This is a genomic window from Pseudomonas sp. CDFA 610 (assembly GCF_021147865.1).
GTDB classification, from domain to species: domain Bacteria; phylum Pseudomonadota; class Gammaproteobacteria; order Pseudomonadales; family Pseudomonadaceae; genus Aquipseudomonas; species Aquipseudomonas alliivorans.
Genome location: NZ_JAGTPM010000019.1, coordinates 1 through 16,642, shown reverse-complemented (window position 1 = coordinate 16,642; position 16,642 = coordinate 1). Strand labels below are relative to the sequence as shown.

Here is a 16,642-nt window from a genome sequence, read left to right as displayed (position 1 = left end):
AAAAATAAAGCCCTGAACCAGCTGAGGGTCGAGTCTTGACTGGTTAGGGCTGTGGTGGTGCAACGTTTAGCTGATAACCGACACGACCTGCAGGAGGCCAAAAATGCAGTTACTGAAGAGAAGAGTCACGGGCATCGAGTGCCAGTCCACCCACCTCGATGCCCTCAAAAATAAAGCCCTGAACCAGCTGAGGGTCGAGTCTTGACTGGTTAGGGCTGTGGTGGTGCAACGTTTAGCTGATAACCGACACGACCTGCAGGAGGCCGAAAATGCAGTTACTGAAGAGAAGAGTCACGGGCATCGAGTGCCAGTCCACCCACCTCGATGCCCTCAAAAATAAAGCCCTGAACCAGCTGAGGGTCGAGTCTTGACTGGTTAGGGCTGTGGTGGTGCATGTGAGACCTGCAGGCCTCGGCCAGCAGTCTAGCAGCGAGCCAGGTTGCTTTGAAAGAACCTGGCTTTTTAGTCCTTAACGGGTAAACACACTACGGCTTCATCTGAACAGCAAGAAAGGTGGCGCGCATAAGCTGAGTAATCTGAAGTTGTGCGTCCTCACAGGCTTCAAAAAATGCTAGCGGAGCATCTTCTGGACCCTCATCCAAAACATTGGCCATCTCTTGAACCAGCTCCTCTAGCGCCTGAAGGCGCTGCTTGATATCTCCTTTATCCATCAATTTCACCTATTTTTTCTGTTGGCCTGGTAAAACGCCTTCGCTTTTTTTGTCGCCTCAGCGATGTGTTTTTTCAAACGCTTGCGATCTTTGAAAACTGCACCTTCACCGTGCATATCGACCAATTTCATCTGTAGCTCCTGCGCCTGCTTCGACTCATAGAGCGTCGATACGTCTTGCAAGGCCACAAATCCTTCGCAGCTATGATTGCGGGTATTCATCACAATTTGCGTGTTGTCCGAATCAAGGATCTGAAAGCCCATAGCTTGGTAGAGAGCGACTTTGGCCGGTGTGCACGTAAGCTCGACATGAGGATACCGTGCAATCACTTTTTCCATCATCGTTCTGCCAATACCAAGCCCGCGGTGTTGATGATGAACAACCATATACGTTAGCCCGCAGGCGTCTGGATGGCTTGGGACCGGAAGGTAGAGCACATATCCAATAACCGAATGGTCTACACCGTGCGCTGTAATGAGCTCTGTTGGGGCTTCGGGCCGAAGACCGATGCGATCGAGATACGACATAACCTCCCAAGCTAGAAGGTTTTGATACAACCCTAACAGCAAATTAACGGGCACCATGCCTGCAAAGTCGTACCTGTGAAGATCGGCCGTATAAGCGCCCGTCATTGTTGCGACCTGATGCTTAACAGCCTCACTAGGTTGAGTGGTGTGCAGAGAATATGTCGGCATATTTTTCCTTCGTGTCGGAGCTGCACTGGTAAAGCGTTCAGTGAACGTCCCCATGCAAGTCGGAAATATCCTATCAGTCAGTCGGGCGAGTCAGAGTCGCTCGTGGCACGCAACGGTCTCCCAGCCACATTCCTGCCTCCTCACAACACGGTGCTCGTCGTTCCGTTTCACGGGTTGGCAGCTTCAGAAAGCAGGTCAGCACTGGAGTCATCGGTGTTTCCTAGGCCTTACTGCCCGCACACAACACTATGTGTTTCCATGCACTGATTACCCGCTTTTGACTTTTACGCTCTGCACAGCTCACTCTGACCTGTATCTAGTCTTCCTGACGTATATCTGTCTTTCTGAGTTATATCAGTCATCCTACGTATATCTTCAACCTACCTATATGTCACTTACCTAGTATTTAACCAGAGTATAGGACGCCTTTCGCGCACATAGCAGCGATAGCGTCGTCGACTTTGGACCAGTCAAGCGCGACTCCCCTAGCCGTTTCCGGTGTTGCACACCGGTATCTGAGCCGCCAGATACCAACCACTTTCTCTGGATCTGATGGCAGATAAAACCAGCAGCCCTCAGGTTCTGAGCGATCGTTATCCTTGTGCACGTAAAATCCAACGCCAAGGCCAGGTGCGGCCTCTAGCAGGGACGAGTCAGACCCAACGGCGTGGAAGTCATTAACACGGATTGGAGTCCTCTCACCGTCGATGCTTATGGAGGTTACAACCTCATAAAAAAGGCCCGTACCTTTCAGCAGCTTGAAGGCCTTCCAAAAAACGTCACTATTGCCATTCTCGTCTACCTTACCGCCCATGCTGCCAACTATCTTGCTGATAAATTTTGCTTGGGCTGTGTCGTTGATTGGCTCAGCTGTCACTCGGAACCCTTCACCTTCAGGGCTGACCATATGGTTCCAATGTCGCCATATCTGCTGGTGATCAACTCCGCCGAACATTTCTAGATCGTGCACTGCATAACAGTAAATCAGCAGCATAACGGCGCAGACAACCACTTCATCAGTAGCCCCTTCCTTCAATAAGCGACCAATGCCATCCGCATTGCCTATCCCCCCATCTATCAGCGCGTGAGGGATATTCACAGTTCCCTGGTGGTGCATTGCCCATAGAGCCTGATTGCGTGGCAACCCTGCCGCTGGCTTCTTGATGAGCCCCATGCCGGCTAAGGCGTTAACTATGCCTGTGGCCATAGGCGTTCCACAGCCTGTCAGCACCCTGACTTTCTCCGCACCCGCACCAGTCAGCATGTTAGGGCCACGGCCGTCTAAATCCCTCATGGTCGTATGCCTGGCCAACCCTAAGTACGCCAATAGCAAGCGAGGGTCTTTTTTCGCGTTAGCGATCAGCTCCAGTGCTTCAAGCGATACCGGCGAAAACTGCCCTGGTTTTGTCCCTTTTGTCATTGCCCCCCCTTGGCATTACGCCTTTGGCTGCTAACGATTTTTTGTACTATGACATGAGTACAAAATAAGAATAAAAATTAAGTCCTCATAAATCCCTTTAACTTCGGCGTTCTTAGCGTATTAAAATTCCGTACATTGCAATTATACGGAAAGACAGTAACGATAGAAATATCTATTCTAGATATTCTTGTACAACGACCTATAGGAAACTTAAAATAAAGGTATCTATACCGGCCTGTTTCCAATACTGGGGTACAAGAATGGAAAATCGCGAGCAATTGATAAAGGATCAAAAAACATCCAAAAGAGTGATACTTTTTTTTGTTTTATTCTCAACCATCGGTTTAATATTTGGGTGGCCATTCGCAACGCCTTACGTATTCGTCATGCTGAAGTACAAAACGTTTTGGGCAGTGATGACGTTAGGAATTGTCGGGTGCGCATTCGCAGCAGATGGCAATCTCTGGTTGCTCCGAAACCCAGGGAAATCACCACGCGATTATTACCAGCGGAAGCATTGGTGGCTTCATGTCTTTAACTGGGAAATTAAACAGGGATCCCCAGAAACGGAGGCCGCAGACAAGTGAAACTATCCAGACCGCTTTCCTGTATTGCCTTTATTTTTTCCTGTGTTGTTGTGTTGCCTGTGTTTGCGGAAACCACAACAATCGGTGAAATAACTGCCGCATCCAAAAAAACTGGCGATTTGTCCCGCCAAGCTCTTACAACTATCTATGGCGACGTGGTTAACAACCCTCTTGCCTCCAGCGAGGCTGGCGGTGTAGATACTATTCTAGCCAGCATATTTCAAGTACTTAACGGCGCTCTCCTGGTCGTTGGGTCACTATGGGCCTGCTATATCATCTTTCGGAAGTTAACGCGCACGGCTCACGATGGCGCTGTGTTCGACAAGCAAAATACAACGGTCTGGGGACCTGTACGAATAGTGTGGGGGTTGGTTTCTTTAGTACCTACCGCAAACGGGTGGTCTCTTTCGCAACTGCTTATGCTTTGGTCCGCATCTACTATGGGCATAGGTATTGCCAATTTAAGTACAGATGCCGCCATTAGTGCCTTTGAAGATGGGAAAGGAATGGTGGTGCAACCGGCCATGCCCAGCACCCTCCAGCTTGCCCATAATCTGTTTGAGGCCAATATCTGCATGCACGGCATAAACGCCGGTCTCGCCGAGGCTGCTGCACAAGGCGGACTTGTCACACAAGGCGGCTACGTCCAGCAGGTGCCGACGAGCTCCGGTTTCACCCTAAAAAACAAAAGCTTCATATGTGGTGGAGCCGATATCAATGCGGATCTCGAAGCCCAGTCATCATCGACAAACTGGTTTTCCACCACGATTGATACCTCACAAATCCGTAAGGCGCATCTCGACGCTTTGGTGGCAATGCAAAATACGATCACCAAATCCGCTCTCAAATTCGTTAATGAAGTTGTTCAGAAAAAGAATGGTGCTGGAGATATTTCGGATGTCGAAGGGGGGATCCAGTCCGCCGCTCAGGCTTACGAAATCACCGTTAACCAAAGCGTCGGTACTAAGCAGGGAGATATTGAAGCGCTCGCAAATCAGATGAGCACGAGCATCACAGAGGCAGGGTGGTGGTCACTAGGCGCCTGGTATCAAACATTTGCCCAAGCCAATACGAAACTGACTGATGCCGTTGCCGCCAAAGCTGGCTCATACGGCCCTTCATCGGGTGGAGACCCTGCTGTCGTCAATCTTTATCAAAGCGCGATGGACGCCTACGCGGTGCAAAAGAGTACAAACACCAATGCAAATCCTTTGGGCGCAAACGGTTCTCAGGGAACCGAAACAAGCAAAGTGATGAGCCACCTTTTTGCTCCGATGCAGAAAATAACAACTTCACTGGTAACGGACGTTAACTTCAATGGAGAGCAAGGCGGTCAGCTTAACCCGCTCATCAAGATGAAGAACCTTGGTGACACTCTCATGGGAACAGCCGAAGTTGCCGTAGCCACATACGGCGGTTTAAAAGCTTTGGAAAGAGTTACCGATGGCAACAGCGCTGTAGGGCTAACGACAAAGTTTGTAAATTTCTTCTCAGGAGGATTGGATGCTGGTAAAGGTTTACTTGATGCAATGTCCCCATTTATCATAATGGCGATATTCGCATTATTTCTGCTAGGCGCGACTTTATCAATATACCTACCAATGACACCTTTCATCATTTGGTTCGGTGCAGCAATTAATTGGCTTGTTGTCGTTGGAGAAGCAATCATTGCAGCACCGCTTTGGGCTTTTACCCATCTTGGCGGTGAAGGTGACGGTATGGGCCAGAGAACGGCGCACGGTTATCTATTTCTCTTGAATTGCATGTTTCGACCTACATTGATGGTAGTCGGATTTTTCTTGGGCGGAGCTATTGTGGTTGCGGGCGGCACGCTACTAAACAACCTATTTGGAATAACCATTGCAAATGTTCAGTACGACTCCATGACAGGAATTTTCAGCGCTCTGTTCTTTGTCGCGGTTTATTGCTCTATGTGTTTGAACTTAATCCATAGCAGTTTCAACCTGATTTTTATCGTACCAGATCAGGTCATAAACTGGGTAGGTGGTCAGGTATCCGCTACTGTAGGTCGGGACGACAATGACCGTACACGGCAGGCCATCTCGGTTTTCGCTGGAAAGCTAGAGCACATGGCACCTAAGTCTGGCATGCCAGGTAGAAAGCCGGGCAATAGCAAACCTAGCGGTGGAGATGGCATTCATGGTTAATGTGCTAATTAATTATATTGTTCACGGGAGTTAATTATGCTTTATTTAATTACGACTATTCATTGGCTAGGTAATATTTTAAGCCTAATCATAATATGGGTAGCAATCGCAATTATTTATAATAGCCACGCCTTATGGCCACTTTGGCTGATCGGCCTAACCTTTGTCTGGATGTTTGGAGGCAACTGGCTCATCAAAAACTTAAAGAGTCGCTACGCGAAGCGACTGCATAAGCTAGTTATGTCAATCGCTCCGGCGGGTTTTTCAGCCAAGGTGCAGATTTCTGATGAAGCGGGCCGCCGCTACGTGGGAATAGACCCAAAAGCAGGCACGGCAGTCTTGATCGACGAGTACAACGGTATCCGCAAAGCCATGCCACTCTCAGAAATCACAGAGTGGGCCACCGACATAACCTCAGGGAAGCACTTCCAGCACGTCATATTGCGATTTAGAAATTATGACTATCCATCAATAACCATACCCGTGCGATCGCACGATATGGAACGCATCACATCGCAGCTGATTACCGCAATGGGATAAAAAAACCGGGCTTAAAGCCCGGTTTTTTTATCCCAGTTGAGTGGGGATTTCGTTCAGTACAAGGATTTCGTGTTCAGCCATCCCAGATCGACGCTGTTCCAAGGCAGATTCTGACGTTAGCATCGAGTGCTCCAGCTGCTGCTGTTCGAACAAACGCCCCAAGAGAGCTACCTCACCCTCAGATTCCAGAGATCGAAGCTGTGCTGGGCTCTCAAGAGCCCAGCGGTCCAGAATTCTCCAAGCGCAGAGGTGAAAGGCTGGTAATCCGCGTACCGTACTTATCGTCGCAGGCATTAATACCCCACCAGCGATCGACAGCGGTGGTACGGCATTAGTGAACATGCTTGCCTCCGTGTCGACGCAAATAAGAAATCGTTTGATAGTTTGCGCGGAAAAGTCGTTCATGAAAGCCACCACCCCGCATCAGCTCTTCTCGATGCTCGGCTGCAAATCCTAGCCTAGCTAGCTCAATATCATCACCGTAAGCCACAGCCCGATTAGCGGATCTCATCAATGCGTTAGCTTGTTGTAACCGCAGAATGTCAAACCGGTAATCCGGTGCGCGGATAAAATGAATAGCTCCCATGACTAACCTCCATATTTTACAATTTAACGCAATAACTCAGTTACTTACTGAGCCTTACGATTGCCGCTTTCACCTCAACAAGGATCTCTGGATATTCTTTTGAATGCATGCCACCGCTTTCCTTGAACAGGTGTTTTTGCAAACCAGCCAGCCGCCTCAATTCGTTGAGGATGTGACTATAAATTTTGCTTTGAGTACGCCGACCTAAAGCCGCTGCGAGCATGAATTGCCCAGTGCTTTTTCCGCAGTCATCGGCTTTCTCGCGAACTGCCGCTTCTTCATGCTCAAAACACCTAACAAATGGCAACCATTTGGTTCGCCGTTGCTCGTTCATGCTCATAGCCTGGAACTCGGCTGTGTGTCGTTCTTAGAGCGTTCGGCCAGCTCGGCAAGGATCTCAGGCCGCAATACCAAATCTTCTCTGTATGTGGCGCAGCGGGTGAACTCTTTGCCTCTTCTTTTAGATTTCCAACGCGTCCACAAGCTCCACAGATTCCAGCGCTTATCGTCCTTCATCGTCTGTACCCTCTCTGCTGACTGCTGAGCCGTACAACCAAAATGGTTAAAGTGACGTCCTGGATATTGGAAACGATGCGATAGTCTCCAACTCGGTACTTCCAGAGCTCGCCCAGCTCTGAGCCTTTCAGAGCGCTTCCAATACTGTGTGGTTCGCCTTGATTGGTGATACGTCCAACAAGAAATTTCAGAACGTCCTTTGCTGCATCGTCCCCAAGTTCTTTCAGTTCCTTTTCCGCTGCCGGATCAAATTCAATCCGCCAGGTCATAGGACTTGATCACGTCTTGAAGTGAAATCGTTTCGCTACGGTTCTCACGCACCTCTCCCAATCGCTGCTCAGCTAGGTACAGATCCTCTAGGTCATCAATGTGCTCGAGGATGGCTTCCCGGGCATAGAAGGTCTTGGTGCGTCCTGTACGAGCAGCCAATGCTTCTAGGCGCTCCTCTATTTCCGGGGTAAGACGGATAGCTAACATGGGATCCTCCAATGGCTGCTATACAAGTATAGCGTAGCGTTAATAATGTGTGGGACAGCCTATCGCAATAGAGCCGTGTAAATAGCCGCCTTCGGGCTACCAAAGCAGGCGCACAAAAATTGGCTTAGGGGTTTCGGGGCTTGCCCTGAGCAGGGAGGTAGGCAGCGCAAGGGAGTGAAACGACTGCAGCGAGGCCGGTTGTACGTACGCCATTTATGGCGGGAGTACAAACCCTACCCTGTCCTGCTTCCAAAAGCGTGTTTAGTAACAATCTCAGTGAACCTGAAAAAGACATTTCTGAAAGCCATTTACGAACAGCTCGGTACCACGAAAAATGACATACAGGTGAACAATCAGGGAAAAAATACATTTCAACAAAAATGACAAACCTACGGACGTTTGAGGCGAGGAAATTCAAAACCATAACGAAAGATAGAGTAAACGATAGAAGCATTACTGCTAAAGTGAGGAGAAGATCATCATCCGTATGAAAAAAAAGAAACAAAAAAAATTTAAGACAAAGGTAAATTTGTCGTGATGGATATAAAAAAATCAAATGAGCAGTTACAAAATCTCGAATTGGCAGAGGACTTAATAGATACTGTCTTCGCACTTGCTTCCGAGAAGCTTTATAAAGAAGCTGGAAATGACCAAAAATCAATGTCTCATTGGCATCGCCTGATGACGACAGCGAATAATGATCGACATACGTTGAGGATTGAAAAAAGCAGTGCTGTGAAAGCGATTGTTGAACGCTACAAAGCGTTGTTAATGCAATTAATGCAATCGGAAAATTGATACCGCGAAGGACATCGCAGTACACGTGCCTGGTTCATGGGGAAAATCAAACACCGGGTTGATATCGAAAACCCCAGAAACAACAGCATGACCTGGTAGTCGTGGTAGTTATGATGTACGTGTGCCGGAATGGCTATCAGGGTTTAGCACCTCCACCGAATCCTATGCAAACCCTATAAGAAGAGCTATCACCAGCATGTACAGGCGGTTGAGGAGTGTCTCCGCTCAGCAGGAGTAAAACACTTATAACAATATATAGTTTATTTCTTCTTCGGCATAGTGATTAAATCTCTTTAGTTAATGTCATAAGCTCGCTCCCCTGTAGTTGCTCGGGATGAATTAACGATTTCATCCAAACTCTGCGGGCTCCCCATGATAAGGGAAACTAGCTGCTGACTTATCGAATACTATAATGCTACACCGCGACATTATAATATATTTGAAAAATAAATAACTGCCATCCTTGACTATATATTTGCAAATGGTAAAACATATATAAGGCGCAAAATTTCAAAAATTAATTTGGAGAATACAACATGCCTTAACGGAGATATCTAGTTATGAGAAAATATATAAAACTTGCTGCAAGAATACTGTTATACACCTACATAAGCACCATTTCTGGCGACTCTGCACAGCCGCTAGAGCAAGCAAAACCGGTGATTCCACCACCGCATTTCGAGCTTTGCTTGAAGCCGTCTCACGACTCTTCTGAATGACGTGAGACTGCACAGAACGCGACCCCAGTGGTCGTTTTTCTGACTCACTATCAATACTATAGTATTTGAATGTTCGGTCTCTTTTGAACTTACGCTTGACGCGCAAGCTGCAAGCCCTTCGGTGTTAGCACACCTTCATAGACAGGCCTGAAACAAATGTTACCAGCTGTCATTACAGTGATCGAGTAACAGCTCAAACCTTGATCAAACAATCGTTTCAAACCATCAGCATTAGCTTCTACGAATGCTCGTTCGAGCGTCTGATTCGCTTCATGCAGTTTCAACAGCTCAGCGAGCAAGTTATCCGTCGGCATAATCAACATCCTTCAATGGGCAGTCATGTAAAAGTGCTGCGAAAGGAGTGACAAAATCAAGCGGATTTACGTAAAGATGTATCTGGGGAGCCAGCAGAATTTAGATAAAATCGTACGTTAGGCCATCATTTTCGGTCAGTTTTTAGCAAGATCACAATACTTTTCAACGGCCTACGATTTTTAGACGTCTCCGTTTGAAATGCACCTCAACCGGGCGTCAGGTGGTTCACTCGCGCAACATCAGAGTAGGGCTGTTTTCTGCCCTACCTGACGGTATGACTTCAACCTGACAGGCTAAATGCTTAGCGTACGATTTTTCCGTTTTCCCTATTCACCCCTAGAAGTCCTGCTGTACAGCTGTGCAAACAGAAATGTCGGCGATATACGACAATCCTCAATGGTAAGGGCACCGCATAATTCCTCCCCTACAAAAACCTAGAAAGCCAAAAACCACTTCAAAAATTGGCAGACACAGGCTTTTCAGGGGAAAAGTCGAGCTCTTCAAGCTCAGTGAGTCGCGGAAAACCCGCAGTACAGATAGAAAATGTCGGTGATATACGACGCCTCTTGCAACACGCTGGGTTTCAGGGAGGCTCTGAGCCTAAAGGCTGTTGCGATTCCGTTGCTGCCAAAACCCAATCCTTAATTGACGCATTTTCAGCCTCTGCGTAGGATTGATCACAACCATAACCTCCACGCCTCGGATGGGCTCCGGCCCGTACTGCGCACCAGGGGGTTTCTTTTTGCCTGTAGAAAACAGTCAGCTAGACGCTAATGGTGCACGCCCAGCAGCCACACAACGGGTAGATAGGAGCTTCAACAGCACGCCGGAATCACACCGGAATAGCCTGTGTCCCTTACAAAGAAAGCCCGCAGCCAGGCAAAAACAGTGGCTTGCGTGACATTTACGATGCGTGCAAAAACTCTCCTACGTTTGCGCTGCAACTCCAGCATGCCGGTATCAACCAACGCGCTTGCGTCGGTGCGCATACCCGCACACAGCGTCTTGACCGCAGCGAAACACTCGCACTCGATCTCGGTTAATTCAAACAACGAACAGACGCGTGAACAACCAATCCAGTAACGACCACCGTGAAATCGGGCGATCTGTATCGAAATCTGGGCGAGCCAGCACATCTATACCCCACGCATTTCAACGGAAAGCGCATCCAAAGGCTATGAGACAAACGATTCTGACAACAGACCAATGCTGGACATGACAGCAAGCAATGGCAGTACGCATGAACATCAGTACAGCACTCCCCGGCACTATGAAGAATCCTCACTTTGAGAGCTCGAAACGACAAGATCAAGAGCGCCCCCAGTGGGGGCTGTTACCTGATGTACACCATACATAACATCCGTAGGAGTGCTAGTGAGGGCTATGCCATGCGAGGGTGTCGAGCCTTGATCTCCGGTAAAACTTGGGGAAAACGTCTTTGACACGGAAGGGGCCAGGAACGAAATGGTCTGCGGCCGGGTGACTTCATTCAATACATGGCCATAGTTGGCCACCGTTTGCCGAGAAACACCTGCGAGGATGGCTATAGCTACCTGGGTGAGCTTTTCCCCGCGTTCCTGGAGTCCTCGACACGCTGCGCGGATTTTCGACTCGGTAGACCTGTGCCGCAGCTCGTGAGTGCGCTTGGCGGCTAGGCTCTGCCGCTCTGCCAGTGGTAACGACTTGTCCAAGGACATTGCACCTCGACAGCACCTAGTGCTGCCCTGGTAACGCGTCCACGTCCACCTGGCTACTGACCTGACCGTTGCCCTCACCGAAGACAGCATCAGATCCTCGGAAAAGCCGTTCCGAGCAAATTTGTTGTGATTATGTGCAAATGCTTCAAGCCGCCGCGAGAACGTGGTCAGGGTCCCGCGCTCGCGCTCTTGGTTGACGATGCTGTAAGCGAAATAACGTAGCTGTTCAAATAGAACGCAGTGCCTGGAATGGGGCAGATCTTCCAACTGGGGCCCCGTTTTCCAGGGCGACACCTGCAGCTCCACATAATCAGCGAGTTCGCCCAGCTCATAGACATGGTTATGCAGTTCAGAGGTCGACCACCATGGATGCCCTGGCGTTTTAGCGACTGGCCCGCTGTTGTAATCCGGGTCAGCCTTTAGGCGCAGCGCAAATGCAGCGTAAACCGCCTTCATGTACTGAATCGGCTTGTCGCGGGCATTTTCGGTCGTACAGACCGGTGGAATGGCATAGAACAGATGCGAGTGGCCGTTGTTCCTGTTCCGCACGATCAGATTCGGCGGAGGAAGGCCTTCGTCATCCCAGGCAAGAGAGTTGGTGTGATCGAGATCGAAGATCAGCCAGGACACCATCCCCCGACGATTGATCTGCATATAGGGATAACGGATCGCGTAGTCGCGTGGACGCACCAGCGTTGCAGTTTTGTTGTCACTGCAACGAGCAAGATAGGGCGCCTCGATGACAACGCGGTTGAGTGCCGTGCCATCTTCAAAGAATCGCCCTGACGGCGCGTATGCCCCCGCTGTAGGCTTGTCTTGCAGGCCGTAACCGCACGGGACATGCGTATCTCGTTTTTTAGAGGTGGAATCCATTTTCCCCGCCATTCGGCGGCAAACCTCTTACGGATAGCATTTTGCAACTTGCAAGAAGCCGCAGTGCTAGCCATAATCAGCTCACCTTGTCGATGAACAGGTTTGCCCCGTCGAAAGAGAAAACCTGTTCTAGTTTGTCCAGAAAGCCCGGTTACCAGCCGGGCTTTCTGGTTTCTGCTATTCCATTAAGCCACTTGCATAGCCTCCACGTGCGTTGTCACTTCTGCAAATCCCACCCTTGCTGCATCGGCATGTACTGATTCAAGGCTTTTGTAAATCTTGCGTCGATCTGATCGGGCAATGGTCATGTAATCCAGCGTTCCATCCGTATGAACAACAATGAGCTCCCACCCGCTTTGCATAGCAGCAGGGGCTACAATGGCAGTTTTAAGGCCACCCTTATTGAACAACTTACGCATCGCTGAAAGATCCACGGCCATCAAGCCCCTCGAATCGTTGTGGTAATAGCTAGTCAAGACTAAGCCTAGATGCATGAAAAAGCAAATTCATGCAGATTATGATTGCGTTAAGTAGAGTTAAATGACGACCCTTGCGCAGGTTTTTGCGTTTTTATGCAGTGAAATAGCTAGCGCGATTGCTACACATCGGGCTGCAAGCTGCTCAATCGTAGGGACCAGGCCACCGCGCTTGGCTGATAAGCGAAGGCCATAGCCGCAGGCGGTTAGCCGGGCATATGCGCTGATTCAGCGTGAACCACCATGATCAAAAATGATCAACGAACCTTGTATAAGCTTGTGGATCATTGCATAATCAGCTTGCGACTTAGTCGTGTACCACAGGGTGGTTACAGGGATCCGAAAGGGTCGCACCCCGTTGCTGCGAAAGCAGTTCGCCGAGCGCGACGCAAGAATGACCTGCCCCGTCGAACGCATGCAATCGACGGCTGAGAATCCCTCCTAGAGAGGGATTCGCCGTTTCTGGGCACCCAGTTTTTTCTCCTCACGTCTTAGGCCGGTTCCGGACTTCTTTAGGGCATTGCCCTTTCGGCTTTTTCTGGGTATCTACTGCTACCTTAAAGATGCTGAACCCCTTTTTGTTGATTGGCACCCCCGGTGAGCCTTCGCCGAGCCGTGCAAAGAACGCGCTGGTGACGTGGATTCGCAACACTCGGTTTTCCCGAAAAATAGCCATGCAGATCTTGAACGGCTCCACCGCCCCGCTTTCGTTGTTCAACACGTCGAGGGTGAAAAAACTTTCGCCTTGTGTCAGGTAGACCGTAGCACCGTCAAGCTTTTCCAACATGCTCCGTAGCTGCTTTGATGCCTCGTAGCGCTCCATACAGATGAACTGGCTCTCGCGACCGTCAGCGTATTTCAGAGGGATATTGTGCTGGGTGTCATCCTTGGTAAAGCAATGCAGACCATAGGTGACGACAAAACTGATCGGATCCCCTTCTTTCTGGAAGACGACTTCATGGGTGTCGAGATGCCCAAGATCATACGAGACTCCGTCATGCACAAATGGCTCCCAATGCTGGATGGAGTCCACATGAAATTTTTTAGGCAAGCCAATCCCTCGGACGCGGTTATTAGATTAATTGGTCAATTTTACCTGAAAAAAACACTGCCATTTGCATCGTCCTGAGTAGCCCTACCCGCGAAGGGCCATTTAACGAACCTCCTCATTATGCGCAGGGCTATTCGGATCTTGGAGTTTTCACCAGAGGTAGTTCGTGTCACGTTGGTGAGCACCAGTTGTACTACTGAACTGTACTGCTTAGGTTCCGCTCCAGCATACAACTGTAGGCGCTGCTTCACCGGAGACGCTACCAAGGTTTTCTTTCTCAGCTCAATCCAAATGGCCACATTGGTCAGGCTGTCTACACCCTATCGGTGCCCCTTCCACTGGTCATGCTAAGCATCTGTCATACAGACCCAACGGCCTCTTTCACAGCTGTGTGTCATTAGTGGCCGAAACTCCAAGCAGTGAAAAAGTCTGAACATTCATAAAGAATTCCATGTTGGATTCCATTTTGGATTCCATGTGGAATCCAATTTGAATTCCTTTAGGAATTCCATGTAGAATTCCTTTAGGAATCTATAAAGGAATCTATAAAGGAATTCCTTATAGAATCTATCGTAGTTACCAGATAGAATTCAAACGGAATTCCAAGGGTATCATTTACCCGTCAACCCAACGAGAAGGGCCCCGCTATGCCAGTTATTGTGTTCGTCTCACCTAAAGGCGGTGCTGGCAAAACGACATCATGCCTTGCGTTATCCGAACAAATCGCACGACGCGTTCCTATTACCGTCATTGATGCCGACCCCAACCATCCAATTAAGTCGTGGGCAGAGGGAGGTAATGCGCCGACAAACATGACGATAATTTCGGACGTGACTGATAAGACGATCGGCGAGACGATCGCCGATGCCGCTACGAAAACACCTTTCGTGATTGTTGATCTAGAAGGTACGGCGGCAACTATCGTCGCGTATGCGATTGCAGAGTCGGATTTTGTGGTGGTACCGACGCAGGGCTCGCAGCTAGACGCAGAGCAAGCGAGTAGGGCGTTCGGTTTAATTCGGGCGCATGAACGTGGCATCCAAAAGCATAAACCTGATTACAAACTGCCTTACGCCGTTCTGTTCACAAGAACGTCAGCAGCGATTCAAAGCCGAGATACTCGGCATATCCGCAAAAGCTTTGAAGCAGGGGGCATACCGTTCTTTGAGACTGAATTGAACGAACGAGCCGCGTTCAAGGCTATGTTTTCATACCGCTTGCCGCTTGAAATGCTGCCAACTGACGAAGTTTCCAATGTCGGAAAAGCCATAGAAAACGCCGAAGCATTCGCACGAGAACTCATAGCCAGAATCACCTTAGAGGCTCACCAGGAGAAGATTTCATCATGAGTCGCGTAGATCCGTTGGATAGCTTGAAGGATTTCGAGCCTAAAGCAGCCACCGAACAGAAAACAAAGCAAAGCAAAGCTGAGGTGGAAAAAATGGCGAACCAACATGGCTTTGTAAGCCGACAGCCGGCCACTTCACTTCCCCCGGTCGAACGGGCAAAGCGACGTTACAAAACTGGACGCAATGTTCAGATCAACATCAAAGGTGAGCAGGAGACCAAGGATGAACTGTACCGTATTGCTGACGATATCGATCAACCATTAGGTGAAACACTCAAACGAGCGCTGGCAGCCTTGCGACGCGAATTGGGGGCAGGGCAGGGACCTGTATAACGCGCTAGCAGTGAAAGCGTACGCGCTAAGTTGTGAGCTTGGTCCAGCTGATGCGCTGCTGGTCAACACCAAGCCAGACAGAGCCTCTGTGTAAGACTGAAACTTACGCTGCAGAGCGCTCTTTGACTGTCACTTCAATCTGAAGGCCTGCGCCGGGCAACATCTTCACTAAAGCATCAAGGGAAAATTTATCAATTTTCCCTTTAAGCAGGTCGTTCAGCCTAGGTTGCGTTACCTTCAATCTCAGCGCTGCCTCCTTTTGAGCAAGCTCCCAAGAACGTACCTTTCGGGTGAGTGCCCGCATCAGCGTCGAACGTAACTGCAAATTTTCAGCTTCTTCCGGCGACTCAACCAACGCATCCCAAATATTGGCGTGGCGTTCGTTTGTCATCATGATTACCTCGATTGATGAATTTACTCGATACATACCTCATAGGGTTAGGGCTATCGTAGTGCACCTAATGCTTAACCCCTAGCAGATGCAAGGGGGTGCCAGTCCGTCTTAGCCCTGCGACTTCAATCTTTTTTTCGCAAGATCAATGTCACGCTTTTCCGTCTTTTCAGTGGTTTTCTGAAACGCATGCAGTACCGAAATCACGCCTGCTCGATTCGCCACATAAAACACGCGAAAAGCCCCTTGTTTTGCTCGAATTTTAATCTCGTATACGCCTGGTCCAACAGTTTTCACAGGCTTGAAGTTGGATGGATCATCTCCGTGCTTTACCAAGTCAAGCTGGTAGACCACTCGATCACGAATAACGGGTGGAAAGCTCGCGATATCCTTTTCACTGCTGCCACAAAAATCTACTAACTTCGATACCTCTGCCATTGGTAATACCTTAGTAAGTTTTTGATAAAATTGAGTTTTTTCTCAGTATATGAGTAAGCCATCAGCGTTCCCCAGCTTGGTCACCTGCTTGTTTGAACTGCGGCGGCGCCGCAATCCAGAAAATCTTGCATTCCCCATGGAATGCTCATAGGTCTACAGCGCCTATGATGAATCGCACCGAAAGGTGTAGCTCCAATTTATATCAGAACAAGGATAAGTCAAAGCATTTTTGGTAAAGATTTCCTTTGAAAGGCAATCGACAATCTCAGCACCTTAAAAGTGGTGATAAAATAGGTTATCACCAATTATTGCCGTTTATCGCTTTTAGCTGCAGAGACGGCATTTAGCGTTGATTTTGTGACTGAAGAGATCGCCGATGATCGTGAACGAGCCACTGATGAGAACGATATGCACGAATTGACGAAAGCTCACCAGAACGATCAGCGTCGGCTCACGGCGGTCGAATTTCAGACGCTGGCCCAAGTTCCGGCCGCGGTCGAGTGGTTTGCCAACCTGGATAACCCTCGAACACGACGTGCCTAC

The 16,642-nt window shown here is 49.1% G+C and carries 20 protein-coding genes and 1 pseudogene; 7 read left to right on the top strand and 14 right to left on the bottom strand.

Going from position 1 to position 16,642, the window contains the following annotated elements; translation table 11 throughout:
* Positions 1-485: 485 nt before the first annotated feature.
* The 3 genes from KDX39_RS26175 to KDX39_RS26165 form a co-directional block, all read right to left on the bottom strand.
* Positions 486-671: a hypothetical protein gene (locus KDX39_RS26175; protein WP_231662358.1), complete on the bottom strand. Its 186-nt coding sequence runs from the start codon at positions 669-671 to the stop codon at positions 486-488.
* Positions 672-676: 5 nt separating this feature from the next.
* The gene (locus KDX39_RS26170) at positions 677-1,366 is read right to left on the bottom strand and encodes a GNAT family N-acetyltransferase (protein WP_231662357.1); all 690 of its coding nucleotides are present in this window, start codon (positions 1,364-1,366) and stop codon (positions 677-679) included.
* Between the two features lie 406 nt (positions 1,367-1,772).
* Positions 1,773-2,786 (bottom strand): hypothetical protein, encoded by a 1,014-nt coding sequence (locus tag KDX39_RS26165; protein ID WP_074929284.1) that lies wholly within the window; start codon positions 2,784-2,786, stop codon positions 1,773-1,775.
* A 260-nt stretch (positions 2,787-3,046) separates the two neighbouring features.
* Here KDX39_RS26165 and KDX39_RS26160 point away from each other — a divergent pair, with 260 nt between their 5' ends.
* Genes KDX39_RS26160 through KDX39_RS26150 form a run of 3 tightly spaced genes read left to right on the top strand, consistent with a single transcriptional unit; the run spans position 3,047 to position 6,081 of the window.
* Positions 3,047-3,373, top strand: a complete 327-nt coding sequence (locus tag KDX39_RS26160) for a hypothetical protein (protein WP_074929282.1) — start codon at positions 3,047-3,049, stop codon at positions 3,371-3,373.
* On the top strand, positions 3,370-5,541 hold the full coding sequence (locus tag KDX39_RS26155; protein WP_231662356.1) for a DotA/TraY family protein: 2,172 nt from the start codon (positions 3,370-3,372) through the stop codon (positions 5,539-5,541). Before KDX39_RS26160 ends, KDX39_RS26155 begins: the two co-directional genes overlap by 4 nt.
* 36 nt (positions 5,542-5,577) lie before the next feature.
* Entirely contained in the window at positions 5,578-6,081 is a 504-nt protein-coding gene (locus KDX39_RS26150; protein ID WP_017709584.1) for a hypothetical protein, read from the top strand.
* 331 nt (positions 6,082-6,412) lie between these two features.
* Here KDX39_RS26150 and KDX39_RS26145 read toward each other — a convergent pair whose 3' ends face one another.
* The 4 genes from KDX39_RS26145 to relB all read right to left on the bottom strand — a co-directional run bounded on the left by KDX39_RS26145 (position 6,413) and on the right by relB (position 7,660).
* Positions 6,413-6,667: a hypothetical protein gene (locus KDX39_RS26145; protein ID WP_080106675.1), complete on the bottom strand. Its 255-nt coding sequence runs from the start codon at positions 6,665-6,667 to the stop codon at positions 6,413-6,415.
* 40 nt (positions 6,668-6,707) lie between these two features.
* Positions 6,708-7,001 carry a plasmid mobilization protein MobA gene (gene mobA, locus KDX39_RS26140; RefSeq protein ID WP_017709582.1) on the bottom strand — a complete coding sequence of 98 codons (294 nt, stop codon included), beginning with the start codon at positions 6,999-7,001 and terminating at the stop codon, positions 6,708-6,710.
* A 178-nt stretch (positions 7,002-7,179) separates the two neighbouring features.
* Positions 7,180-7,452 carry a type II toxin-antitoxin system RelE family toxin gene (locus KDX39_RS26135; RefSeq protein WP_017709581.1) on the bottom strand — a complete coding sequence of 91 codons (273 nt, stop codon included), beginning with the start codon at positions 7,450-7,452 and terminating at the stop codon, positions 7,180-7,182.
* Positions 7,436-7,660, bottom strand: coding sequence for a type II toxin-antitoxin system RelB family antitoxin (relB, locus tag KDX39_RS26130; protein ID WP_231662355.1), 225 nt, complete (start codon positions 7,658-7,660; stop codon positions 7,436-7,438). The genes KDX39_RS26135 and relB overlap by 17 nt, the downstream gene beginning before the upstream one ends.
* 534 nt (positions 7,661-8,194) lie before the next feature.
* Between relB and KDX39_RS26125 the strand changes: the two genes are divergently transcribed.
* Positions 8,195-8,458: a hypothetical protein gene (locus KDX39_RS26125; RefSeq protein WP_175526992.1), complete on the top strand. Its 264-nt coding sequence runs from the start codon at positions 8,195-8,197 to the stop codon at positions 8,456-8,458.
* An 808-nt stretch (positions 8,459-9,266) separates the two neighbouring features.
* Here the strand turns inward: KDX39_RS26125 and KDX39_RS26120 are convergent.
* The 5 genes from KDX39_RS26120 to KDX39_RS26100 all read right to left on the bottom strand — a co-directional run bounded on the left by KDX39_RS26120 (position 9,267) and on the right by KDX39_RS26100 (position 13,589).
* Positions 9,267-9,491 carry a hypothetical protein gene (locus tag KDX39_RS26120; RefSeq protein WP_074929272.1) on the bottom strand — a complete coding sequence of 75 codons (225 nt, stop codon included), beginning with the start codon at positions 9,489-9,491 and terminating at the stop codon, positions 9,267-9,269.
* 816 nt (positions 9,492-10,307) lie between these two features.
* A complete protein-coding gene (locus tag KDX39_RS26115; protein ID WP_231662354.1) occupies positions 10,308-10,628 on the bottom strand; it encodes a hypothetical protein in 321 nt (106 codons plus the stop codon).
* A gap of 132 nt (positions 10,629-10,760) precedes the next feature.
* Entirely contained in the window at positions 10,761-12,062 is a 1,302-nt protein-coding gene (locus tag KDX39_RS26110) for a replication initiation protein (protein ID WP_231662353.1), read from the bottom strand.
* A gap of 185 nt (positions 12,063-12,247) precedes the next feature.
* A complete protein-coding gene (locus tag KDX39_RS26105; protein ID WP_024667342.1) occupies positions 12,248-12,502 on the bottom strand; it encodes a hypothetical protein in 255 nt (84 codons plus the stop codon).
* Between the two features lie 520 nt (positions 12,503-13,022).
* The gene (locus KDX39_RS26100) at positions 13,023-13,589 is read right to left on the bottom strand and encodes a hypothetical protein (RefSeq protein WP_017709576.1); all 567 of its coding nucleotides are present in this window, start codon (positions 13,587-13,589) and stop codon (positions 13,023-13,025) included.
* Between the two features lie 647 nt (positions 13,590-14,236).
* Here KDX39_RS26100 and KDX39_RS26095 point away from each other — a divergent pair.
* Both KDX39_RS26095 and KDX39_RS26090 read left to right on the top strand, forming a co-directional pair.
* Positions 14,237-14,938 (top strand): ParA family protein, encoded by a 702-nt coding sequence (locus KDX39_RS26095; RefSeq protein WP_024667343.1) that lies wholly within the window; start codon positions 14,237-14,239, stop codon positions 14,936-14,938.
* Positions 14,935-15,270, top strand: coding sequence for a hypothetical protein (locus KDX39_RS26090; RefSeq protein ID WP_017709574.1), 336 nt, complete (start codon positions 14,935-14,937; stop codon positions 15,268-15,270). Before KDX39_RS26095 ends, KDX39_RS26090 begins: the two co-directional genes overlap by 4 nt.
* Before the next feature lie 103 nt (positions 15,271-15,373).
* On the opposite strand, the gene KDX39_RS26085 is transcribed toward KDX39_RS26090, so the two are convergent.
* A complete protein-coding gene (locus tag KDX39_RS26085) occupies positions 15,374-15,661 on the bottom strand; it encodes a helix-turn-helix domain-containing protein (RefSeq protein ID WP_020352225.1) in 288 nt (95 codons plus the stop codon).
* Between the two features lie 111 nt (positions 15,662-15,772).
* Positions 15,773-16,099, bottom strand: a complete 327-nt coding sequence (locus KDX39_RS26080) for a type II toxin-antitoxin system RelE/ParE family toxin (RefSeq protein ID WP_017709572.1) — start codon at positions 16,097-16,099, stop codon at positions 15,773-15,775.
* A gap of 408 nt (positions 16,100-16,507) precedes the next feature.
* Here KDX39_RS26080 and KDX39_RS26075 point away from each other — a divergent pair.
* A pseudogene (locus tag KDX39_RS26075) lies at positions 16,508-16,642 on the top strand (tyrosine-type recombinase/integrase); the annotation flags it as partial.